Genomic DNA, 22,546 nt, shown 5'->3' on the forward strand with positions numbered 1-22,546 from the left:
TTTTTTTTAGTAGAGCAACGCGTACAGCTGACGACGGTACTTCGAGGCCAGCGCATCGCCGGTACCCAGCGCGGCCAGGATCTCCTGGAACATTTTCCGCGCCTGACCGTCTGCGGCCGCCAGATCGTTTTGCAGATGGCTGAACAGCAGTTCCAGCGCCTCTTCGTTTCGACCCACCTGGTGCAGCTGGAGTGCCAGCTGGCTTGCCAGCGCTGCATCGGCCGGGTTATCGGCAACCTGCTGCTGGAGTTGCTGGATTTCCGGGGTATCCGCCGCCTGTTTCAGCAGATCAATTTGCGCCACCAGGCCCTGATAGCGGGTGTCCTGATCCTGCAACGGGATCGTTTTTAGCACGGCTTCGGCATCTTCTGAGCGGTGCAAGGCAATCTGCGTTTCAGCCAGCAGCAGGCCAATCTGGCTGTTCTGCTTAGAGAGCTGCCAGGCCTCTTTCAACAGCGGCAGGGCTTCGTCGTATTTACCTTCCTGCATCAGCGCCATGGCTTCCTGCGCTTTTAGCTCCTCCTCACGCGGCAGCACTTTATCCAGCAGGGCGCGGATCGCCTCTTCAGGCTGCGGTCCCTGGAAGCCATCAACAGGCTGTCCATTCTGGAAAAGATAGACCGTGGGGATGGCGCGCAGGCCAAACTGTGAGGCCACCATGGGTTCTGCATCACAGTCCAGTTTGGCGAGAATAAACTGGCCATTGTATTGTGCGGCAAGGCTTTCGAGGACCGGCGTCAGTTGCAGACAGTGTTGGCTGCGTTCAGACCAGAAGTAGAACAGTACCGGTTTAACCATCGACTGTTCGAGGACCTGTTGCAGGTTTGCTTCAGTAATATTGACGATATTCTGTACGGACATGCGGCATTCTCTTTTATCGGTTTGTTATTTACATGGGGGTGAGCGTCGTCGCTTCAACTCAACCGTGTAAAATTTTGTCCATCATCCGGCCCGGCAGCAGACGTTTTAACCAGCCTACGGCATGGGTGACCAGCGTTACCGGATAGCGCATTTTTGGGTTATCGCTCTCAAAAGCATGGCGCACTTTCGCGACAACCGCTTCCGGCCCAAGGGTAAAACGTGCGGCGATGCCGGGGTTTTCGACCGGTTTGTCCGCCTGCGTCTGGTTGACGTTATCCGTAAAACGGGTGCGGATGGGGCCGGGTTCAATCAGGCTCACCTTAATCCCGCTGTGACGCAACTCCATGCGCAGGGCGTCCGACCATGCTTCCAGCGCATATTTGCTGGCGGCATACGCGCCGCGGCCGGGGGTAGAAATCAGCCCCATGACCGAGGAGGTCATCACGATACGCCCTTCACCGTGAGGCAGCATCGCCGGAAGCAGGCGCATGGTGAGCTGATGCACACCGAAAAAGTTGCTGGAAAACTGTTGTTCAAGCTGTTCGCGGGAGATCGTATTCAGCGGACCATAGAGACCGTAACCGGCATTATTGAACAGACCGTACAGACGGTTGCCGGTAAGGGCGATCACCTCATCGGCGGCGCGTTCAACGCTTTCCGGTGAGTCCAGATCCAGCAACACGCTGGTGAACCCCATCCCGTTGAGGCGTTCCACATCGTCAGGTTTACGGCAGGCCGCCAGCACCTGAAATCCCTGACGCTTTAATTCGAGCGCGCTTTCAAGACCAATTCCGCTGGAACATCCTGTAATTAAGACCGATTTTTGCATAACTTTACCTGTCAGGATCTCCGCTTAATCAGGAGTCATGGTTAACTAAAGGAGCCAGCCGCGTTGCCATCCAGTCGGCAATAAACGGCTGTGCATCGCGATTGGGGTGGATCCCGTCATCCTGCATCCAGTTGGGTTTGAGATAGACCTCTTCCATGAAAAATGGCAGCAGCGGAATATCAAACTCGTTGGCAAGCTTAGGGTAGATCGCGCTAAAGGCTTCATTATACCGACGACCGTAGTTGGCGGGCAGGCGAATTTGCATCAGCAGCGGCTGGGCGTTCGCCGCTTTAATGTCCTTCAGGATGGTGCGCAGGGTTTGTTCCGTTTGCTGAGGCTGGAAGCCACGCAATCCGTCGTTACCGCCCAGCTCCACCAGTACCCATCGCGGTTGATGCTGTTTGAGCAAAGCCGGCAGACGCGACAAGCCCTGCTGCGAGGTATCACCGCTGATGCTGGCGTTGATAACAGACGTTTTGCTCTGCCATTTTTCGTTGAGCAGAGCCGGCCAGGCCGCACTGGCCGCCATACGATAGCCTGCGCTGAGGCTGTCGCCGAGAACCAGTAACGTGTCCGCTGCCGCCGCGCGGAAAGTCATCAGAATCAAAAACAGGAAGGGCAAATGCCAGCGGAAAACATTGTTGAAGTTCATCGTCTTAAGAAGTCCGTCGGTCAGGGGGAACACGAGCTTTCCATCCTCACCGGAGTTGAACTCGTTGTCAAACCTGCCGAAACCATTGCGCTGATTGGCGAATCCGGTTCCGGTAAGTCCACGCTGCTGGCTATTCTGGCCGGACTGGACGACGGCAGCAGCGGCGAGGTTAACCTGGTCGGACAGCCGCTGCATCTGCTTGATGAAGAGGCGCGTGCCGCGCTACGTGCCCGTCACATCGGCTTTGTGTTTCAGTCCTTCATGCTAATCCCCACCCTGAACGCGCTGGAAAATGTTGAATTGCCCGCGCTGCTGCGCGGAGAAAGCAGCCGTGAAAGCCGCGATCATGCGAAGGTATTGCTGGAACAGCTGGGGCTGGGGAAACGCCTTGACCATCTTCCGGCGCAGCTTTCCGGTGGAGAGCAGCAACGCGTGGCGCTGGCCCGCGCATTTAATGGTCGCCCGGAGGTGCTGTTTGCCGATGAACCCACCGGGAACCTGGACCGTAAAACCGGCGATAAGATTGCCGATCTGCTGTTCTCGCTCAACCGGGAACATGGCACCACGCTGATTCTGGTCACGCACGATCCGCAGTTGGCCGCCCGCTGCGATCGCCGCCTGCGGCTGGTCAACGGTGAATTGCAGGAGGAAGCATGATTGCCCGCTGGTTCTGGCGCGAGTGGCGCTCGCCTTCACTGCTGATCGTCTGGCTGGCGTTAAGCCTGGCGGTGGCCTGCGTGCTGGCGCTGGGCAGCGTCAGCGATCGCATGGAGAAGGGGCTTAGCCAGCAAAGCCGCGAATTTATGGCGGGCGACAGGGCGCTGCAAAGCTCGCGCGCCGTCCCGCCGGGCTGGATCGACGAAGCGCGCAAGCGGGGGCTAAAGGTCGGGGAGCAGATAAGCTTCCAGACCATGACCTTTGCCGGTGACACGCCGCAGCTGGCCAGCGTCAAAGCCGTGGATGATATCTACCCGATGTACGGTGAACTGCAGACCAGCCCGCCAGGCGTCAAGCCGAAACCCGGTACGGTGCTGCTGGCGCCGCGACTGATGGCGCTGCTGAACCTGAAAACAGGTGACAGCATCGACGTGGGGGACGCGACGCTGACCATTGCCGGGGAGGTGGTTCAGGAACCCGATTCCGGCTTCAACCCGTTCCAGCTCGCCCCACGCTTGCTGATGAACACCGCAGACGTGGCAAAAACCAACGCCGTCCAGCCGGGGAGCCGCGTCACCTGGCGCTATAAGTTTGGCGGCACGCCTGCGCAGCTGGAGGCGTATGAAAAATGGCTTCTGCCGCAGTTAAAACCGGAGCACCGCTGGTACGGGCTTGAGCAGGATGAGGGCGCGCTCGGCAAGTCTCTTGAACGCTCTCAGCAGTTCCTGCTGCTCTCGGCACTGTTAACCCTGCTGCTGGCCGTCGCGGCGGTTGCCGTGGCGATGGGACACTACTGCCGCAGCCGTTACGATCTGGTGGCGATCCTCAAAACCCTTGGCGCGGGCAGGGCGCAATTGCGGAGGCTGATTGTCGGCCAGTGGCTGATGGTGCTGGCGCTGTCGGCCGTCACCGGTGGGGCGACAGGTCTGCTGTTTGAAAAGCTGCTGATGATGCTCCTGAAACCGGTACTGCCTGCCGCGCTGCCACCAGCAAGCCTCTGGCCGTGGCTGTGGGCGATTGGCGCGATGACCGTGATTTCATTGCTGGTGGGGTTGCGCCCGTACCGGCTCCTGCTCGCCACCCAGCCGCTGCGCGTGCTGCGCCGCGATGTGGTGGCCAGCGTCTGGCCGCTTAAATACTACCTGCCGGTGATGATAGCCGTGGTGATCGGGCTCCTTGCCTGGCTGATGGGCGGGAGTACCCTGCTGTGGGCCGTGCTGGTCGGGGCGGTGGTTCTGGCGCTGCTGTGTGGCGTGCTGGGCTGGATGTTGCTCACTGTTCTGAAAAGGATGACGATTAAATCCCTTCCCGTGCGGCTGGCGGTGAACCGTCTGCTGCATCAGCCGTGGTCAACGCTGAGCCAGCTTTCGGCGTTTTCGCTCTCGTTTATGCTGCTGGCTCTTTTGCTGGTGCTGCGCGGCGATCTGCTGGATCGCTGGCAACAGCAGCTTCCGCCGGAAAGCCCGAACTATTTTCTGATCAATATTGCTCCAGAACAGGTGACGCCACTGAAGGGTTTTCTCTCTGAGCATCACATTATTCCCGAGTCGTTCTATCCGATCGTGCGTGCGCGCCTGACGCAGATCAACGGTCAGTCGACGGAGGGAAATAAAGATGAGTCGCTCAACCGTGAGCTAAACCTGACCTGGCAGGAGAAGCGCCCGGATCACAATCCGATCACCGCCGGAAGCTGGCCGCCAAAGGCCGGGGAAGTGTCGATGGAAGAGGGGCTGGCAAAGCGTCTGAATGTGAAGCTGGGAGATAGCGTGACCTTTACCGGCGACACGCAGGATTTCAGCGCCAGAGTGACCAGCCTGCGCAAAGTGGACTGGGAAAGCCTGCGGCCAAACTTCTTCTTTATCTTCCCTGTCGGGGCGCTGGATGGACAGCCGCAGAGCTGGCTCACCAGCTTCCGCTGGGAAAACGGCAACGGCATGTTGACGCAGCTCAACCGGGAATTCCCGACGGTTAGCCTGCTGGACATCGGCGCGATACTGAAACAGGTCGGTCAGGTGCTGGAGCAGGTCAGCCGCGCGCTGGAGGTGATGGTGGTACTGGTGACGATTTGCGGCGTGCTGTTGCTGCTGGCACAGGTGCAGGTTGGCATGCGTCAGCGTCATCAGGAGCTGGTGGTCTACCGTACGCTGGGAGCCGGCAAGCGCCTGCTGAGGGCTACGCTGTGGAGCGAGTTCGCCCTGCTGGGGCTGGTGGCAGGCCTGGTGGCCGCCATTGGCGCAGAGGCGGCGCTGGCAGTGCTGCAGTCGAAAGTCTTCGACTTCCCGTGGGAGCCAGACTGGCGCCTGTGGCTGACGCTGCCGGTGTGCGGTGCGCTTCTGCTTTCACTTTGCGGCGGCTGGCTCGGAACGCGGCTGTTAAAAGGCAAAGCATTGTTCCGCCAGTTTGTCAGTTAGTTCACAGACGTGATGGTTGCGTGCCGGTTTAAATGCTGGTACGCAGCCCGTTAACAGCACAAATCGATAATACCCACTCATTTAGTAGCACAAAACATTAAAAACCCGCCCACACAGCCCGATTATTTCCAGTTAATATTCACACGCTAAATATTTAGCAGCGTGTCTATTAAGGAAAAATAATGACTATAAAAACAACCGCGCTGGCGACAGCTATTGGCGCAGCAGTGGCATTAACCTCCTTCGCATCTCAGGCGGAAATCACGGTTCTTAAGCAAGATCCTCAGGCGGGTAACCCGCTGAGCCGTCTGAACTTTACCGTTGGCGGCAGTATTCGTCCTCAGTTCCAGAACATGACGGGCGACGACGGTAAAAACAGCTACAAACGTAACGGCTTCGACGGCGGCACCCGTTTCCGTTTTGCGGCAGATTACTATCTGTTCGACGACATCAGCTGGATCAGCTACTACGAACTGGGTGTGAATATCCCTGCCCAGTTCAACTGGGATCATCATTATGCCGAAGGTGCTCACGACACCACGCGCCGTATGCTATACACCGGTCTGAAGAGCGACACCTGGGGTACGCTGACCTTCGGTCAACAGAACAGCGTGTACTATGATGTGGTGGGCGTGAAAACCGATATCTGGGACTACGACATGATCGGTCAGGCACCAGGTAACGGTATCAACGGCGACTACGATGGCTCTTATCGTTCACGCAATATGCTGAAATATAAGAAAACCGTTGGCGATGCTGATATCTACGCCTCTTACCTGTTTGAAGACAGCGAATACCTGCCGGGCAACGGTCTGCGCTACAAGCGTAAAGGCGGCGGTTCCCTGGGTATCGATTACCACCTGACCACCGATCTGACCTGGGGCGCGGCATGGAACTACACCCGTGCAGATATGCGTAACCCGGACAACGGCGACAGCAAAGCCTATGACCAGAACATCCTCGGTACCGCGCTCAGCTGGACACCGGATAACTGGACCTTCTCTGCTGGCGGCGGCTGGTACCAGAACTTCCTGACCACCAAAAAAGTGTCTGTTAACGACTACTTTGCCGGTGACGCATGGGGTATCGAATACTTCGCAGGGTACAAATTCCCAATCAATCAGTATGCGGTTAAATCCATCCAGCCATACTTCATGGGTGACCGTATCGAGTACGTGAACGGCCGTAACTACCAGCGCATCGACAACGGTGTGGGTATCAGCTTCCAGCTGGACTACGGTTTCCGTGTGGATTACGAACACGTGTTCACCTCCAGCACCGACAACCTGGGCGATATGAACCTGGTGCGTCTGCGTTACGACTTCTAAGGTCGAAGCACAGGGTGCGGTCTGATGCCCTCACCCTGACCCTCTCCCACAGGGAGAGGGTACAAACATTAAAAACGGCAACCAGGTTGCCGTTTTGCTTTTACCTCGCCACCCGGCTTTCTTTTAGCGATCAAGCCACTCAGCAATTTCTTCGTACGTCCCGCGATATACAATCTTTTCTGCCTTCTTCTCCAGCTGATAGCCGTACATCGGGTCGTAATAATCTCTGAGCAGCGGCGCAAGCCAGCTAAAGTGTGCGTCAGTGCTGCCAGAGCGTTGTTGTTCCAGCAGTGCGGAATCTAACAGCGCGGTGAATTCCGCATAACGCTGCAGCCCCAGACGGCGGCGAATGGCGAACAGGCCGTGGTGCAGATACTCGTTATACTCCTTCCAGCCTGCCTCTTCGCCGTAGGCGGCAGAAAAATTGGCCCACATATGGTCGAAATACTCTTCGCGCAGGCGCTCAAGACGAATGTCAAACGGATCCTCTACCACCACGATAGGGGCTTCGGCCATCCGGTCGCGCAGGCATTCCGGCAGATGGTTAGAGCCAATCATCCTGCCCTCATCCTCCAGCACCCAACGTGCAGCATCTTTTTTCAACAGCTCGACGGCCAGATGATTTTCAAAGCTTGCCTGGGAAAGCTGTGGCGTCAGCGTGCGGCCAAACGATGAGCCGCGATGGTGGGCCAGCCCTTCCAGATCGATCCCCTGCACGTGCTGCTTCACCAGCAACGTTTTACCGTTTCCGGTACAGCCGCCGATAAGCACCATCGGTTTTTGTGACTGCTCAATAGTGACCTGAATCGCCGTCTGACGCAGGGCTTTATAGCCGCCGCGGATCAGCGGGTAATCCACGCCCGCCTCTTTCAGCCAGGCCTGCGTGATATGCGAGCGCTGTCCGCCGCGCGCGCAGCAGATAAAGCCTTCAGGACGGGCAAGACAGGCTTCGCGCCAGGCGTTGATCCGGGCCTCCCGCGTGTCGCCGTTCACCAGACTATGGCCGAGCGCCAGCGCAGCGTCGGGCCCCTGGCGTTTGTAGCAGGTCCCCACGGCGGCGCGTTCGTCGTCGTTCATTAAAGGCAGGTTGATTGCCGCAGGCATCGCACCCTGCGCAAATTCGATCGGCGCGCGAACGTCAATCAAAGGGGTATCGGACGCGAGTATCGCGCGATAATCCGTTCCATCGTTCATGGTTATTCCAGAAATCAAAACAGCAATGGAGGGGGATTTTACGCGCGTGAGGAGAGGCCGGGGAAGGGGAAGATCAACTCCCCGGCAATTATCGCTTATTTGAGCTTTGATTGCGCCCAGACAATCCCGCTTGCGTATTCCGGCGGCAGGAGAGGGATCATCGCTTCCAGGGTAGCGCTCAGGCGGCCTGCGTCGCTGTCGTTCAGGTTCAGGTGACCCACTTTACGCCCCGGACGAACCTCTTTGTCGTACCAGTGCAGGTGCACCAGCGGCAGCTTCAGCCAGTCGTAGTTCAGATCGGTACCGATCAGGTTGATCATCACTGAAGGGCTGTTAACCACCGGCTGCGGCAGCGGCAGGTCAGTAATGGCGCGCAGGTGCAGCTCAAACTGGCTGATTGATGCGCCGTTTTGCGTCCAGTGACCGCTGTTGTGAACGCGCGGTGCCAGTTCGTTGATCAGCAGACCAGACGGCGTTACAAAACACTCCATAGCCATCACGCCCACATAACCCAGTTCATGCATAATGGCCGAGAGCATCTCTTCCGCCTGGGCCTGCTGTTCAGCATTGGCCTGCGGGAAGGCGACGCTGGTGCGTAAGATCCCGTCCTGATGCAGGTTATGGGTCAGAGGATAAAATACGGTACGCCCGTCGTGGCCGCGAGCGCCAACCAGCGACACTTCACCGCTGAAGTTGATGCCCTGCTCAACGATGCACTCTCCGTAGCACTCTTCCGGCAGTTCGGCGGTTTCGTGCGCGCGCAAACGCCACTGTCCGCGGCCGTCATAACCGCCGACGCGACGCTTTACAATCGCCAGTTCGCCCAGCATAGCGAAGACATCGTTCCACTCGCTTTTATCAGACAGCAACTGCCACGGCGCGGTCGCCAGTCCGAGCTTGTCGAACAGCTGTTTTTGCGTCAGACGGTCAGCAATGATTGGGAACACGTCGCGGTTCACAAAAGCGTTATGGCGCGCCAGTTCACGGGTCAGCGCGGTTTCCGGCCAGCGTTCAATCTCAGCGGTAATGACGCTCTGGTGGAACGGCACGGCTTCGGGTTCGGCATCCAGACCGACCGGCCAGACGGCAATACCCAGTGGTTCACCGGCCTGGCGCAGCATGCGGCCTAACTGACCGTTACCGAGGACGCAAACCTGCTTCATGCCGCACCCCGCGGGTCCGGGTTGTCCAGCACTTCGTCGGTCTGGGCTTTACGCCAGTCCGCCAGACGCTGATGTAAGGCTTTATCGTGCGTCGCCAGGATCTGCGCCGCCAGCAGAGCCGCGTTTGCCGCGCCCGCTTTGCCGATGGCCAGCGTACCCACAGGAATACCACGCGGCATCTGCACGATGGAGTAAAGGCTGTCGACACCGCTCAGTGCAGCGCTCTGCACCGGAACACCCAGTACCGGCACCAGCGTTTTGGCGGCAATCATGCCCGGCAGATGTGCTGCGCCACCCGCACCAGCAATGATCACCTCGTAACCGTTCTCTTGCGCGCTTTCGGCAAAGCTGAACAGTTTATCCGGCGTGCGGTGTGCGGAAACCACTTCAACGTGGTGAGGAACATTCAGGATTTCAAAGATTTCGGCGGCGAACTGCATGGTAGCCCAGTCGCTTTTGGACCCCATCACGATGGCGACACGCGCCGGATTATTGCGGGAAGACATGCGTCTTAAAACTCCTGTGGTGCGAAACACACTGCTTTCGAGGGCACAGAGAATAGCATGTAATACGGGCAAGGAAAACGGTTGCGCGGTTAAAAACCGAGCCGTTGTGGTGCACAGGGAATAACAAAACAGACCGCATTCAGGCGGTCTGTTTTGAGAGGTTACTGAAGATCCCCTGCGGTCAGGTTCTCTTTGTCGAATGCGTGGCTGACATCAATATGATTCACCATGCTGGTGTCGATATTCGAGCCGGCTTCCGGTACACAGAAGCCATTCTCTGCTGCCATCGCGCCAGTGGACAGTCCAGCGGCCAGAAGCAGGGCACTTACGATGCTGATTTTTTTCATTCTCTTTCCTTCCTCATCGTCTTGTCGCTGTCGCGGATCTACTGGCGGCACGGCAAACGGCGATCTTATTTAGTCAGTTCTGCAGTCATGTGCACGCGGTTATTGAACTGTGCGCTGGTGATTTTGTAAGACGCGCCCTGTTCAGCAGCCTGAGCGGCAATTTTCGCTTCTGCACGATCCAGAGTTGAGGCTGTCGCGCTAACGCTTTGTGCGAAAGAACCGAAAGAGATCAGAGACAGAGCGGCAACTGCAACGAAAGTTTTGATAGATTTCATGGTCGTAATCCTTAAGTGTTTTGTTTGGGATAGGGCGTGTTGCCCTGATGTGATAAATGATAGGCCGACCACGGGCTGATTAAAATCGAAACAATTTGCCGATATCGTTCAAAAAAATAGAATGAGTTTTGCGGGGGAGATTAAAACGGGAAAGCGATCAGTTCCACACCTTCAGGCGTGACTTTCACCATCGATCCTTCGCTGTGCCACGCGCCCAGTACCACACGGTGAGCCGGTTCGCCGTTGGCGACCAACGTATGCACGTCGGGACGGTGGGTATGACCGTGGATCAACCACTGGACGTGGTGTTTCTCCATCATGTTGACCACTGCCTGCGGGTTGACGTCCATGATGGTCATCGACTTGCTGCTGTTGGCGGCTTTACTGCCCGCGCGCATTCTGGCGGCGATACGGTTCCGGATAAACAGCGGCAGGGCAAGGAACACCTTTTGGATCCACGGGGTGTGGACCTTCGCGCGAAACGCCTGATAGCCGGTATCGTCCGTACAGAGCGTGTCACCGTGCATGATCAGGACTTTTCGACCATAGAGGTCAAGCACCTGTTCTTCTGGCAGCAGCGTCATGCCGCTTTCGCGGGCGTAGCGAGGGCCGACCAGAAAATCGCGGTTGCCGTGAATGAAGTAGCAGGGAACGCCGGAGGTGACCAGCGCGTGAATGGCGGCAGCCATTTCACGGTGCAGCGGGTTGGGGTCGTCGTCGCCGATCCAGGCTTCAAACAGGTCGCCAAGGATGTAAAGCGCGTCGGCGTGTCTGGCTTCACCCGCTAAAAAACGCAGAAAACCGGCGGTGATCGCCGGTTCTTCTGTTTGCAGGTGCAAATCTGCAATAAAGAGTGTCGCCACGAATTACTCGCTGACGGTCACGCTGGTAATCACAACGTCTTCTTTTGGAACGTCCTGATGCATGCCGCTGCGGCCGGTGGAAACGGCTTTGATCTTGTCGACCACGTCCATGCCTTCAACCACTTCTGCGAATACGCAGTAGCCCCAACCCTGCAGGCTTTCGCCGGAGAAGTTCAGGAAGTCGTTGTCAGCCACGTTGATGAAGAACTGCGCGGTGGCAGAGTGAGGTGCCTGAGTACGCGCCATCGCCAGCGTGCCGCGGGTATTTTTCAGGCCGTTATTGGCTTCGTTTTTGATCGCTTCTTTTGTTTCTTTCTGCTTCATACCCGGTTCAAAACCGCCGCCCTGGATCATAAAGCCGTTGATCACACGGTGGAAAATGGTGTTGTTGTAGAAACCTTCGCGGCAGTAGTCCAGGAAGTTTTTAACTGTTTCAGGCGCTTTGTCATCAAAGGTTTTGATTACGATATCGCCATGATTAGTGTGGAAAGTAACCATTTTTGCATCCTGTTCCGTTATTGTGGTACGTCGACCCGCGTTCGGGTCAGATATAGGGGCCTGTTATAGCATAACCACAGGATGCGATCACCTTGCATTGTGTGCTGCTTCGGGTTTGAATTACGGGTAGAATACCCGGTTTTCGTCCACACACGTGTTTACATGGAATCTTCGATGTTAAAAATCTTTAATACAATGACGCGCCAGAAAGAGGAATTTAAACCTATCCATGCCGGGGAAGTCGGCATGTACGTGTGTGGTATTACGGTTTACGATCTCTGTCATATCGGCCATGGCCGTACCTTTGTCGCATTCGATGTCGTGTCGCGTTACCTGCGTTTCCTCGGGTATAACCTGAAGTACGTGCGTAACATCACCGATATTGACGACAAAATCATCAAGCGCGCTAATGAAAATGGCGAAAGCTTTGTCGCGCTGGTGGATCGTATGATCGTTGAGATGCACAAGGATTTTGACGCGTTAAACATTTTGCGCCCGGACAGCGAGCCGCGTGCGACCCACCATATTCACGAAATTATCGAGATCACGGAAAAGCTGATTGAACGCGGCCACGCGTACGTTGCGGACAATGGCGACGTGATGTTCTCAGTGCCAACCGATCCTACCTACGGCTCGCTTTCCCGTCAGGATCTTGACCAACTGCAGGCTGGCGCGCGCGTTGACGTGGTTGACGTGAAGCGTAACCCAATGGACTTCGTGCTGTGGAAGATGTCCAAAGAGGGCGAACCAAGCTGGCCATCTCCATGGGGAGAAGGGCGTCCGGGCTGGCACATTGAGTGCTCGGCGATGAACTGCAAACAGCTGGGCAAACATTTTGACATTCACGGCGGCGGTTCAGACCTCATGTTCCCGCACCACGAAAACGAAATCGCGCAGTCCACCTGTGCGCACGGCGGCGAGTATGTGAACTACTGGATGCACTCCGGGATGGTGATGGTTGACCGCGAGAAGATGTCTAAATCGCTGGGCAACTTCTTCACCGTGCGTGACGTCCTGAAGTATTACGATGCGGAAACCGTACGTTACTTCCTGATGTCGGGCCACTACCGCAGCCAGCTGAACTACAGTGAAGAGAACCTGAAACAGGCACGCTCTGCGCTGGAGCGTCTGTACACTGCGTTGCGCGGTACCGACAAGTCCGTGGAGGCCGCGGGCGGCGAGGCGTTTGAGGCCCGCTTTGTTGAGGTGATGAACGATGATTTCAACACCCCGGAAGCCTACTCGGTGCTGTTCGATATGGCGCGTGAAGTCAACCGTCTGAAGTCAGAAGATATGGCGGCGGCGAATGCGCTGGCTTCTCACCTGCGTAAACTCTCTTCCGTGCTTGGCCTGCTGGAGCAGGAGCCGGATGCCTTCCTGCAGAGCGGTGCGCAGGCGGATGACGGCGAAGTGGCAGAGATTGAAGCGCTGATTAACGCGCGTCTGGAAGCCCGTCAGGCGAAAGACTGGGCGGCAGCGGATGCGGCGCGCAATCGCCTGACCGAGATGGGGATCATCCTGGAAGATGGCCCACAGGGGACCACCTGGCGCCGTAAGTAATTTTCCCCTCACCCTAACCCTCTCCCACAGGGAGAGGGGATTGTTAGGTGTTCTCCCTCTCCCTGTGGGAGAGGGCCGGGGTGAGGGCATCAGCGTGCACGCTTTCGCCACCACAACAACCCCATCAGCACCACTCCCGGCAGCCACACCCACAGCAGTTCAGAGATAATCACCTGATGCCCGTACGGCGTGGTATAGCGCGACAGGGCAAACGGGGCGACCTTAATCACCTGCCACGGCGCAAAGAAGCGTTCATCTGACCACGGCCACAGCCAGCCGACGCCCTTGCCGCCGGTGGTGACGGAATCCAGCAGGCTGTGCGACAGCAGCGACACGGTTAAAAACAGCCAGCAGCGCGTCAAACTTGCCCTGAACCATTGTCGCCCGACCAGTACGCAGAGTATCGGCACCACGAAGGCAAACAGCAGTGAATGGGTAAAGCCGCGATGACCGAAAACATTGCCGTAAGCAACGCCGAACTTAAACGCCAGCACGTCGGCATCGGGCAGCATCGCGAGCACGACACCGGCGAAAAGCAGGCGGGGAGGAATAACCCGGGTTCCCAGGCCTAAGCCCAGGCAAAGCGGAACAGCAGCGTGAGTGATAACAGTAGGCATCGTAATTTTCCATGACAAATCATGGGAATATAGCAGCGATTTCGCTGAAACTGACCTGTGCTAAATTCCGATTTTTACGCCGATTCCCGCGCGATAAGCTGGCCGGAGAGGGTAATGCGCTGCGTCTGCAGCTCTGGCTCTTTCAGCTTACGGATGATAAGACCCGCCGCCTGGCGGCCTGTCTCGTCACTGGCGGAGGAGACATAGGTAAACGACGGCGAGGTCAGGTTGACGTGCAGCATATCTTCAAAGCCCACCAGCGCGACCTGCTGCGTCAGAAACACGTCTTTTCCCACGGTGCGGCCCACCTGATGAATGCCGCTAATGCAGCCGATCATCGCATCCGGTGAATGACAGAGCAGGGCGGTGATGGTGTTGTTTTTTTCAAGCAGCTGGCGGGTCGCCATTGCGGCGGCTTGCGTGTCATCGCTGCAGGCCGGGGAGCTTTCATCGCGCCACACCAGCCCGTTCTGGGTCATTGCGCTGCGAAATCCAAGCAGGCGTTGTTCGCGAATAAGGCAGCCTTCCCGTCCGCCAATGTAGGCGATGTTGCGGTGCCCGCGCTCGATAAGATAGCGCGCGGCCAGGTTTGCCGCCTGGCGGTTATCGCGCATCACCAGGTTGCATTTTTCATCCAGCAGAGACTGCGAGACCACCACCAGCGGCAGCGGGCACTGGCGGATCTGCTCCGGCAGGGTTGAGGAGCGCGTATCCGACGCGAGATAGATCACGCCCGCCACGCCCTGTTGCTTAAAGGAGAGCAGGGTGCGCTCTAAATGCTCCCGATCGTTCAGCGGCTGGCCGAGAAAAACCATATAGCCCTGCTTCTCCAGCTCCTGGACAATACTCGCCATGACTTTGATGGAAAAGCTGTCGCTAAAATCACGCAGGATCAGGCCGATCAGGTTGGAGGTGTTGGCGCGAAGGTTAGCAGCGGCAACGTTATGAACATAGCCCAGCGTCGTGATGGCGGCATTGACCTTCTCGATCGTTGCTTCGGAGATTTTCCCTTTCTGGCGCAGCACCAGCGATACGGTAGAGACCGACACCCCCGCGTGCTTTGCGACATCAATGATGCTGACTTTCTTCAAAACCGCTCCCTGAAATTTACCGATTATCAGCCAGATACGACACGTCTCTCAGCCTACAGGAGACGTGTCGTTCCGGCATCTTATTATTTGCCAATCATGGTGGACATGGTCTGGGCGATAAACTGTGCTCTGGCACCGAAAATCACCTGAATTCCGTTATCACCCACGAAGACCACGCCGCGAGCGCCGAGTCCGTTCAGGCCATCTTTATCCACCGCATCACTTTTTGCCACTTCCAGGCGCAGACGGGTAATACAGGAGCCAACGGAGTCGATGTTGTGCGCACCGCCCAGCAGGGTAATGATTTCGGTGGCGAGTTCAGAATCGGATTTATCATCCGCGCTGGCGGTCACTTCGGTACGGCCCGGCGTTTTCACGTCAAAGCGACGGATCACGAAACGGAAGGTGAAGTAATAAATCAGGCCCATCGGAATACCAATGATAATGGCATTGAGGAAGTTGGTCTGATAGCCGTTGAATGACGGCAGGATCCCGAACGACAGATAATCGATAAAGCCTGCCGAGAACGACTTGGCGATATGGGCGTGCAGCAGATACATGGTCATGTACGCCAGGCCCGCCATAATGGCGTTAAAGACGTAGAGGATCGGCGCGACGAAGATGAAAGTGAACTCCACCGGCTCGGTGATCCCCGTCAGGAAGCAGGTGAGTGCCGCAGAGAACAGAATACCGGCCGCGATTTTTTTATTTTTGGTATGCGCTTCATGATACATCGCCAGACACGCCGCAGGCAGGGCAAACAGCATCAGCGGGAATTCACCCTGCATGAACTTACCGGCGTTCTGGTAGGTGTCGCTGCTGAAGGATTTCACACCTTCTTCCAGCATCTTGAACCAGATGGTCTGGTCGCCGTGGATCACCTGGCCCGCCTGAGTGGTGTAATCACCAAATGAATACCAGAAAGAGGGATACCAGATATGGTGCAGACCGAGCGGGATGAGGGCGCGTTCGACCAGACCGAAGATAAAGGTTGAGGCGGCCTGATTATCGCCGTTCACCACCACGGAGAGCGCGTCGATGCCTGCCTGAATGTGTTGCCAGACGTAGGGCAGCAGCAGACCGAGCAGGAACGAGAGAAACGCCGTGGCAATCGCCACAAAGCGTTTGCCGGAGAAGAAGCCAAGGAACTCCGGCAGCTGCATGGTGTGGAAACGGTTATAGCACCACGCCGCCAGAATACCGCAGATAAGCCCGCCAAAGACGCCCATCTGCAGCGTCGGGATGCCGACCACCATAGCGTATTTGCCGCCCTGAGAGGCCATTTCCGGCGTAATGCTCAGCACGGTACTGATGGTGATATTGGTAACAAACACCGAGACGGCGGCAGACAGTGCGGCAATGCCGGATTCCGATGCCAGACCCACGGCGGAGCCAATGGCAAACAGCATGGGCAGGTTATCAAAGATAACCCCACCCGCGTTCATCATCAGCGGCAGGTGAAACTTATCGCCAAAGGCCAGCAGCAGGCCCGCAGCGGGAAGCAGTGAAATTGGCAGCATTAAGGCGCGACCAATCATCGATAACTTAGACAGCGATTTAACAAACCCTGATATCAGACTCATGCTGATTTCCCCCGAGAAGCGCTTTTTTTGGCGCTGTTATTGTAAGTAGAACGTTTTAGTAGAACGTTCTACTTATCGTGGGCAAAGCGTGAAAAACGCGCAACACAATTTTCACTTTTCAACAGATGAAATAGTGATTATTTGAAGTTGATCGATAATTAACCGTGATAGGTGTGCGGGGATTGTTATCCCCTCTCCCGGCCGGGAGAGGGTTAGGGTGAGGGCATCAGACGGCTCAGGCCGTAACGGTCACGCTCTGGCCGTCAAAGCTGACGGTCTGACCGGCAACAATCTTGCAGCGCTTACGCGTTTCTACCACGCCGTCGACGAAAACCAGCCCGTCGGCAATGACAATCTTGGCCTGCGCACCGCTCTCGCTCCAGCCTTCCAGCTTCAGCAGATCGCACAGCTCAACGTGTGGATGTTTACCTAATGAAAATGTCGCCATGTTACGCGTCCTCTACGTCGTGATACTCCTCGCATGCCTGCAAGGTATTCTGAATCAGGGTTGCTACGGTCATCGGGCCTACGCCGCCCGGTACCGGGGTGATGTAAGAGGCACGCGCTGCGGCATCTTCATAAACCACGTCGCCAACCACTTTGCCGTTTTCCAGACGGTTAATCCCGACGTCCACGACAATCGCCCCTTCCTTAATCCATTCCCCGGGAATGAAGCCCGGCTTACCGACCGCGACGATCAGCAGATCGGCATTCTCGACGTGATGACGCAGGTTTTTGGTGAAGCGGTGGGTCACGGTGGTGGTGCAACCGGCCAGCAGCAGCTCCATGCTCATCGGACGGCCCACGATGTTGGAGGCGCCAATCACTACGGCGTTCAGACCGTAGGTGTCGATGTTATAACGCTCCAGCAGCGTCACGATGCCGCGCGGGGTGCAGGGACGCAGGCGAGGCGCGCGCTGGCACAGACGGCCAACGTTATACGGGTGGAAACCGTCCACGTCTTTATCCGGCGCGATACGCTCCAGTACCTTCACGTTGTCGATGCCTGCCGGCAGCGGCAGCTGGACCAGAATACCGTCGATCTCTTTATCGGCATTCAGGGTGTCAATAAGTTCCAGCAGTTCTGCTTCGGTGGTGGTTTCTGGCAAATCGTAAGAGCGGGAGACGAACCCCACCTCTTCACACGCTTTGCGTTTGCTGCCGACATAAATCTGCGATGCCGGGTTGCTACCAACCAGCACAACGGCAAGCCCTGGTGCGCGAAAACCAGCCGCTTTACGCGCCTTCACTTTTTCCGCGACCTCAGAGCGCACCTGCTGCGCAATCGTTTTACCGTCAATAATCTTTGCTGCCATCAGAGAGAAGATTCCGTCTGTAACGTTTGAAAAGGGGGGATGGCCTGTATTTTGTCAGAAGCGAGCGCCGCTGTCAGTCACCCTTTGCGAGTTTTCCTCCGGCGGGCGTAAAGACCCTTCTCGGGTGATGGTCAATTTCTTAGGCAGGATTAGGATGTGACCTGGTAAAATGGCAGCGTTTTGACATATTTAAAAATAGTTTCCTGAGCTACTTTGTCTCCTCCGAAATAAGCTTTCAATTTTTCAATTGAACGTATTTCTTATTCCCGAAAATTCGCGGGAAGGGTTATTTACATTTTAAAGGAATAGACATGAAACTCAGCAACATTGCTTCTACTGTTATTGCTTCACTGGCCCTGGTCGCGGGTGCCGCTCACGCTGCCGATCCGGTTACGCCAGTTTCCGTAAATGGCGGTACCGTGCATTTTAAAGGTGAACTGGTTAATGCTGCATGTTCAGTAAATACCGATTCTTCCGAGCAGACTGTTAATCTCGGTCAGTACCGTACCGCGAAATTCACCAAAGTGGGTGATACCACCACCAATATTCCATTCACCATCGAACTGAACGATTGCGATCCGCTGGTGGCGAAAACGGCTGCTGTGGCGTTCACCGGTCAGATCGACGCAACTGACAAAACCCTGCTGGCAGTGACTTCCGGTAGCAACGACAACACCGCGAAAGGTGTTGGTATCGAGATCCTCGACAGCAAATCCAGCGTTCTGACGCCAGACGGTGCCACCTTCTCTGCTGCGCAGAACCTGATCCAGGGCACCAACACCCTGAACTTCAGCGCGCGTTATAAAGCCACTGCTGCGACCACTGAACCAGGCCAGGCAAACGCTGACGCCACTTTCGTTATGAAATACGAATAATTCCTCCGTACAGGGATGTTTTGGCCTCAGGGATGAGGCCCGTCATACGCTCAGGCCAGGAACGAAGGATGACAAGGACAGGAACACTACTGCTGTTAACCCTTGCGATGGCTTCCCAGGCATTCGCCCATACGGTGGTGATTGACGGCGGCAAAGTACACCTCCGGGGTGAACTGGTGAACGGTGGCTGCGCCGTGGCGCCAGACAGCCAGAATATGCGCATCGATATGGGACAATACCGGACCAATTCGTTTTCCGGGGTGGGCAGTTTTTCCACCGTTAATGTGCCTTTTACCGTGCGGCTGCTGGATTGCAGCGTGGATGTCTCACGCACCGTCGGGATCCAGTTCCAGGGCATCACGCCCGCGGAAGACCCGCAGGTTTTTCTGGCAACATCGCGCCCCGGTGAAACACCCATCAGCAGCGGGGTGGGGCTGGCTCTCTTTGACGAACAGCAGCGTCAGATAATCCCCAACGCCACGGCGGTCAGCTGGCTGCCCATTGATACCCGCGAGCTTGCGTTTCATTTTAGCGCCCGATATCGGGCTATTTCCGAACACCTTGTGCCAGGCAATATTCAGTCGGATGTCTGGTTTACGTTGATTTATCCATAACACCTGCGAACACATTATTAAAGGTACGGTTTTGATGAATACCCTAATTAAACCAGGACTGATTTTATCGTTTATTTTAATGATGGTTTCTGCAAGCGCGAATGCGTCCGGCGGTATTGCACTTGGAGCCACGCGCGTTATTTATCCGGCAGATGCTAAACAAACTTCACTGGCGATCACCAACAGTAACAAGCAAGAACGCTATTTAATTAACGCGTGGATCGAAAACGCAAACGGGCAAAAAGAAAAAACCTTTGCCGTCACGCCACCGCTGTTTGTCAGCGAGCCGGACAGCGAAAACACGCTGCGCATTATTTACGCCGGGCCTGCGTTGCCTGCCGATCGTGAATCGCTGTTTTACATGAACGTGAAAGCGATCCCGTCAGTGAACAAAGCCAAAACCGAAAACAACAACGTGCTGCAACTGGCCATCCTGTCGCGTATCAAGCTGTTTGTGCGCCCGAATAATCTGGCAATGCAGCCGGAAGAGGCGCTCTCTCAGCTGCGCTTTGAGCGCGTTGGCTCGCATCTGAAGATCAGCAACGCCTCACCGTATTACATCACGCTGGTCAATCTGAAGCTGGGCGGACAGACGCTGGATAACATCATGATTGCGCCAAAAAATTCGGCACAGCAGGCGCTGCCGGCTGGTGCGGGCGGTACGCTCTCCTGGCAGAGCGTCAATGACTACGGTGCCATTACTCCGGCGCGTAGCGTCAACCTGTGAGCAGAGTCAGGGCGATGAATAATCATCAATGGCGTTACTGCCCGGTTGCACTGGCGCTGATGGCAACGCTCTGGCCGCAGTCGGGCTGGAGCGAAAGCTACTTTAACCCGGCCTTTTTGTCCGACGATACCGCCAGCGTGGCGGATTTATCGCGTTTTGAACAAGGTCACCAGCAGGCACCCGGCGTGTATCGCGTGGATATCTGGCGTAACGATGAGTTTATCGCGACCCAGGACGTGCGCTTTGAGCAGGCCGACGATACGCCACCGGTGGCGGGCGGACTGGCGCCGTGCATCACGCGTAAAATGCTGGAACGGTTTGGCGTTAACCTCGCCGCGTTTCCCGAGCTGGTAAAGGTGCAGGACGACACCTGTGTCCCGCTGGCGACAGCGATCCCCGGCAGCCTGGTCGCATTTAACTTCGCCTCGCAGCGTCTGAATATCAGCCTGCCGCAGGTGGCGATGCAGAACAGCGCCCGTGGCTATATCCCGCCTGAACAGTGGGATGAAGGGATCCCCGCCGCGCTGTTGAACTACAGCTTTACCGGCAACCGGGGAAGCGAGGATGACAGCTACTATCTGAACCTGCAGAGCGGGCTGAACTATGGCGCCTGGCGTTTACGCAATAACGGCGCCTGGCGTTATACGCAAAACAACGGCCAGCGGCACAGTAACTGGCAGAACATTGGCACCTGGGCGCAGCGCACCGTCATTCCGCTCAAAAGCGAGCTGGTGCTGGGCGACAGCAATACCGGCAATGATGTCTTTGACAGCGTCGGTTTCCGCGGCGGGCGGCTTTTCTCGTCCGACAGCATGTACCCGGACAGCCTGCAGGGCTATGCGCCAACCGTGCGCGGTATCGCCCGTACCCCGGCCAAAGTGGTTGTTCGCCAGAACGGCTATGTTATCTACCAGAGCTATGTCCAGCCTGGCGCGTTTGCCATTACCGATCTGAACCCTACCTCCTCAAGCGGCGATCTGGAAGTGACCGTAGAAGAGAAAGACGGCAGTCAGCAACGCTATACCGTGCCGTACTCCACCGTGCCGCTGTTGCAGCGTGAAGGTCGCTGGAAGTATGACCTCGTGGCCGGGGATTATCGCAGCGGTAACAGCGATCAGGACACGCCGTTCTTCACCCAGGGCACGCTGATTACCGGTCTGGCCAATGGTTACACGCTCTACGGCGGTACGCAGCTGGCGTCGCGCTATACCGCGGTGGCCATTGGCGCCGGGAAAAACCTCGGTGACTGGGGGGCGGTGTCGGTCGATATCACCCATGCCCGCAGCCAGCTGGCGGACGACAGCCGCCATGAGGGCCAGTCCCTGCGTTTCCTGTATGCAAAATCACTCAACGGATTCGGCACCAACTTCCAGCTGCTGGGCTATCGCTACTCCACGAAAGGGTTTTACACCCTGGATGATGTGGCCTGGCGTTCGATGGAAGGCTATCAGTATGCCGACAGCAAGGATGATGACGGCGTGCCGGACGTGCAGAGCTATCACAACCTGACGTGGAATAAAAAAGGGCGCTTCCAGCTCAATATCTCTCAGTCGCTGGGTGATTATGGCTCAGTCTATGTCTCCGGCAGCGAGCAGACCTACTGGGGCACCAGCCAGTCGAACCTCTGGTATCAGCTCGGCTATGCCGGAGGTGTAAAAGGGATCAACTACTCCCTGTCATGGTCGTGGAACAAGTCCGTCGGGATAGAGGGCACGGACCGGATCGCGTCCTTTAACGTCTCGGTGCCGTTCAGCCTCTTTACCCGTCAGGGATATCGCCGGGACAGCGCCATCGACCGCGCTTACGCCACGGCCTCAGCCAGCCGCAACAGCGACGGTGATACCAGCTGGCAAACCGGGGTCAGCGGCACCCTGCTGGAAGATCGCAACCTGAACTACAGCGTTACGCAGGGGCACACCAGCACCAACGGCTCAAGCGGTAGCGCCAGCGCAAACTGGCAGGCGACCTACGGCACGCTGGGGGTGGGCTACAACTACGCGCGCGATCAGCACGATCTCAACTGGCAGCTCTCCGGTGGGGTGGTGGGCCATGCCGACGGCGTCACCTTCAGCCAGCCGCTGGGCGACACTAACGTCCTGATCAAAGCGCCGGGAGCCTTGGGCGTCAGCGTGGAAAACCAGACCGGGGTGAAAACCGACTGGCGAGGCTACGCGGTCATGCCGTATGCCACCGTCTACCGCTATAACCGCGTGGCGCTGGATACCAACTCCATGAGTAACAACACCGACATCGAAAATAACGTCAGCAGCGTAGTACCGACCAAAGGTGCGCTGGTGCGCGCCAGCTTCGATACCCGTATCGGCGTGCGTGCCCTGCTGACCGTGACCCGCGGCAACCAGCCTGTGCCGTTTGGTGCCGTGGTCCGTGAAACCCAGAGCGGGGTCACCAGTATGGTGGGCGATGACGGGCAGATTTACCTGAGCGGGCTGCCGCTGGAAGGGGAGCTGCTTATTCAGTGGGGCAATGGGATGCAGTCCCAGTGTCGTGCGCACTATCGTTTATCGCCTGAAAGCCAAAACCAGGCCATTACCATGGCGGGGGCAAGCTGTGACCGTTAA

General features: G+C 56.8%; 23 protein-coding genes. 8 read left to right on the top strand and 15 right to left on the bottom strand.

Features of this window, described 5'->3' with window-relative positions; all coding sequences use genetic code 11:
* Positions 1-6 precede the first annotated feature (6 nt).
* The 3 genes from ACQG22_RS05485 to tesA are packed head-to-tail and all read right to left on the bottom strand — an operon-like array spanning position 7 to position 2,342.
* Entirely contained in the window at positions 7-861 is an 855-nt protein-coding gene (locus ACQG22_RS05485; protein ID WP_369706335.1) for a co-chaperone YbbN, read from the bottom strand.
* A 58-nt stretch (positions 862-919) separates the two neighbouring features.
* Complete coding sequence (locus ACQG22_RS05490; protein ID WP_013095912.1) at positions 920-1,690, bottom strand: SDR family oxidoreductase; 771 nt, start codon at positions 1,688-1,690, stop codon at positions 920-922.
* A gap of 28 nt (positions 1,691-1,718) precedes the next feature.
* Complete coding sequence (tesA, locus tag ACQG22_RS05495) at positions 1,719-2,342, bottom strand: multifunctional acyl-CoA thioesterase I/protease I/lysophospholipase L1 (RefSeq protein ID WP_013095913.1); 624 nt, start codon at positions 2,340-2,342, stop codon at positions 1,719-1,721.
* Here tesA and ybbA point away from each other — a divergent pair.
* From ybbA to ACQG22_RS05510, 3 genes are all read left to right on the top strand, one after another.
* A complete protein-coding gene (gene ybbA / locus ACQG22_RS05500; protein WP_369706336.1) occupies positions 2,313-2,999 on the top strand; it encodes a putative ABC transporter ATP-binding protein YbbA in 687 nt (228 codons plus the stop codon). The two genes, tesA and ybbA, sit on opposite strands and share 30 nt — an antisense overlap.
* On the top strand, positions 2,996-5,410 hold the full coding sequence (gene ybbP, locus ACQG22_RS05505; RefSeq protein WP_369706337.1) for a putative ABC transporter permease subunit YbbP: 2,415 nt from the start codon (positions 2,996-2,998) through the stop codon (positions 5,408-5,410). Before ybbA ends, ybbP begins: the two co-directional genes overlap by 4 nt.
* Positions 5,411-5,592: 182 nt before the next feature.
* The gene (locus ACQG22_RS05510; RefSeq protein ID WP_369706338.1) at positions 5,593-6,738 is read left to right on the top strand and encodes a porin; all 1,146 of its coding nucleotides are present in this window, start codon (positions 5,593-5,595) and stop codon (positions 6,736-6,738) included.
* A gap of 123 nt (positions 6,739-6,861) precedes the next feature.
* Here the strand turns inward: ACQG22_RS05510 and mnmH are convergent, their stop codons facing one another.
* The 7 genes from mnmH to ppiB form a co-directional block, all read right to left on the bottom strand.
* Positions 6,862-7,932 carry a tRNA 2-selenouridine(34) synthase MnmH gene (gene mnmH, locus ACQG22_RS05515; protein WP_369706339.1) on the bottom strand — a complete coding sequence of 357 codons (1,071 nt, stop codon included), beginning with the start codon at positions 7,930-7,932 and terminating at the stop codon, positions 6,862-6,864.
* A 95-nt stretch (positions 7,933-8,027) separates the two neighbouring features.
* A complete protein-coding gene (gene purK, locus ACQG22_RS05520) occupies positions 8,028-9,095 on the bottom strand; it encodes a 5-(carboxyamino)imidazole ribonucleotide synthase (protein ID WP_013095918.1) in 1,068 nt (355 codons plus the stop codon).
* Entirely contained in the window at positions 9,092-9,601 is a 510-nt protein-coding gene (gene purE, locus ACQG22_RS05525) for a 5-(carboxyamino)imidazole ribonucleotide mutase (protein ID WP_013095919.1), read from the bottom strand. Before purE ends, purK begins: the two co-directional genes overlap by 4 nt.
* Positions 9,602-9,762: 161 nt before the next feature.
* A complete protein-coding gene (locus tag ACQG22_RS05530) occupies positions 9,763-9,948 on the bottom strand; it encodes a hypothetical protein (RefSeq protein WP_023620085.1) in 186 nt (61 codons plus the stop codon).
* A 65-nt stretch (positions 9,949-10,013) separates the two neighbouring features.
* Positions 10,014-10,223, bottom strand: a complete 210-nt coding sequence (locus tag ACQG22_RS05535) for a YdgH/BhsA/McbA-like domain containing protein (RefSeq protein WP_013095921.1) — start codon at positions 10,221-10,223, stop codon at positions 10,014-10,016.
* A gap of 140 nt (positions 10,224-10,363) precedes the next feature.
* Positions 10,364-11,086 carry a UDP-2,3-diacylglucosamine diphosphatase gene (lpxH, locus tag ACQG22_RS05540; RefSeq protein ID WP_023620084.1) on the bottom strand — a complete coding sequence of 241 codons (723 nt, stop codon included), beginning with the start codon at positions 11,084-11,086 and terminating at the stop codon, positions 10,364-10,366.
* Positions 11,087-11,089: 3 nt separating this feature from the next.
* Complete coding sequence (gene ppiB / locus ACQG22_RS05545) at positions 11,090-11,584, bottom strand: peptidylprolyl isomerase B (RefSeq protein ID WP_020685026.1); 495 nt, start codon at positions 11,582-11,584, stop codon at positions 11,090-11,092.
* 174 nt (positions 11,585-11,758) lie between these two features.
* Between ppiB and cysS the strand changes: the two genes are divergently transcribed.
* Complete coding sequence (cysS, locus tag ACQG22_RS05550) at positions 11,759-13,144, top strand: cysteine--tRNA ligase (protein ID WP_020685027.1); 1,386 nt, start codon at positions 11,759-11,761, stop codon at positions 13,142-13,144.
* An 89-nt stretch (positions 13,145-13,233) separates the two neighbouring features.
* Here cysS and ACQG22_RS05555 read toward each other — a convergent pair whose 3' ends face one another.
* The 5 genes from ACQG22_RS05555 to folD form a co-directional block, all read right to left on the bottom strand.
* On the bottom strand, positions 13,234-13,761 hold the full coding sequence (locus tag ACQG22_RS05555; RefSeq protein WP_057071960.1) for a metal-dependent hydrolase: 528 nt from the start codon (positions 13,759-13,761) through the stop codon (positions 13,234-13,236).
* A gap of 74 nt (positions 13,762-13,835) precedes the next feature.
* A complete protein-coding gene (malI, locus tag ACQG22_RS05560) occupies positions 13,836-14,852 on the bottom strand; it encodes a Mal regulon transcriptional regulator MalI (RefSeq protein ID WP_020685029.1) in 1,017 nt (338 codons plus the stop codon).
* An 83-nt stretch (positions 14,853-14,935) separates the two neighbouring features.
* The gene (locus ACQG22_RS05565) at positions 14,936-16,435 is read right to left on the bottom strand and encodes a PTS transporter subunit EIIC (protein WP_014830936.1); all 1,500 of its coding nucleotides are present in this window, start codon (positions 16,433-16,435) and stop codon (positions 14,936-14,938) included.
* A 235-nt stretch (positions 16,436-16,670) separates the two neighbouring features.
* Positions 16,671-16,883, bottom strand: a complete 213-nt coding sequence (gene ybcJ, locus ACQG22_RS05570) for a ribosome-associated protein YbcJ (protein WP_040021473.1) — start codon at positions 16,881-16,883, stop codon at positions 16,671-16,673.
* Position 16,884: 1 nt separating this feature from the next.
* Positions 16,885-17,751, bottom strand: a complete 867-nt coding sequence (folD, locus tag ACQG22_RS05575) for a bifunctional methylenetetrahydrofolate dehydrogenase/methenyltetrahydrofolate cyclohydrolase FolD (RefSeq protein ID WP_013095929.1) — start codon at positions 17,749-17,751, stop codon at positions 16,885-16,887.
* Between the two features lie 311 nt (positions 17,752-18,062).
* On the opposite strand from folD, the gene fimA reads away from it, so the two are divergent.
* From fimA to ACQG22_RS05595, 4 genes are all read left to right on the top strand, one after another.
* Positions 18,063-18,626, top strand: coding sequence for a type 1 fimbrial major subunit FimA (fimA, locus tag ACQG22_RS05580; protein ID WP_013095930.1), 564 nt, complete (start codon positions 18,063-18,065; stop codon positions 18,624-18,626).
* A 68-nt stretch (positions 18,627-18,694) separates the two neighbouring features.
* Complete coding sequence (gene fimI / locus ACQG22_RS05585; protein ID WP_013095931.1) at positions 18,695-19,240, top strand: type 1 fimbrial protein subunit FimI; 546 nt, start codon at positions 18,695-18,697, stop codon at positions 19,238-19,240.
* A 34-nt stretch (positions 19,241-19,274) separates the two neighbouring features.
* Positions 19,275-19,967 carry a type 1 fimbria chaperone FimC gene (gene fimC / locus ACQG22_RS05590; RefSeq protein ID WP_013095932.1) on the top strand — a complete coding sequence of 231 codons (693 nt, stop codon included), beginning with the start codon at positions 19,275-19,277 and terminating at the stop codon, positions 19,965-19,967.
* 14 nt (positions 19,968-19,981) lie between these two features.
* Positions 19,982-22,546 (top strand): fimbrial biogenesis usher protein, encoded by a 2,565-nt coding sequence (locus ACQG22_RS05595; protein ID WP_369706340.1) that lies wholly within the window; start codon positions 19,982-19,984, stop codon positions 22,544-22,546.

The sequence above is a fragment of the Enterobacter cloacae complex sp. 309I3 genome (assembly GCF_050031595.1).
In the GTDB taxonomy this organism is placed as follows: Bacteria; Pseudomonadota; Gammaproteobacteria; order Enterobacterales; family Enterobacteriaceae; genus Enterobacter; species Enterobacter cloacae.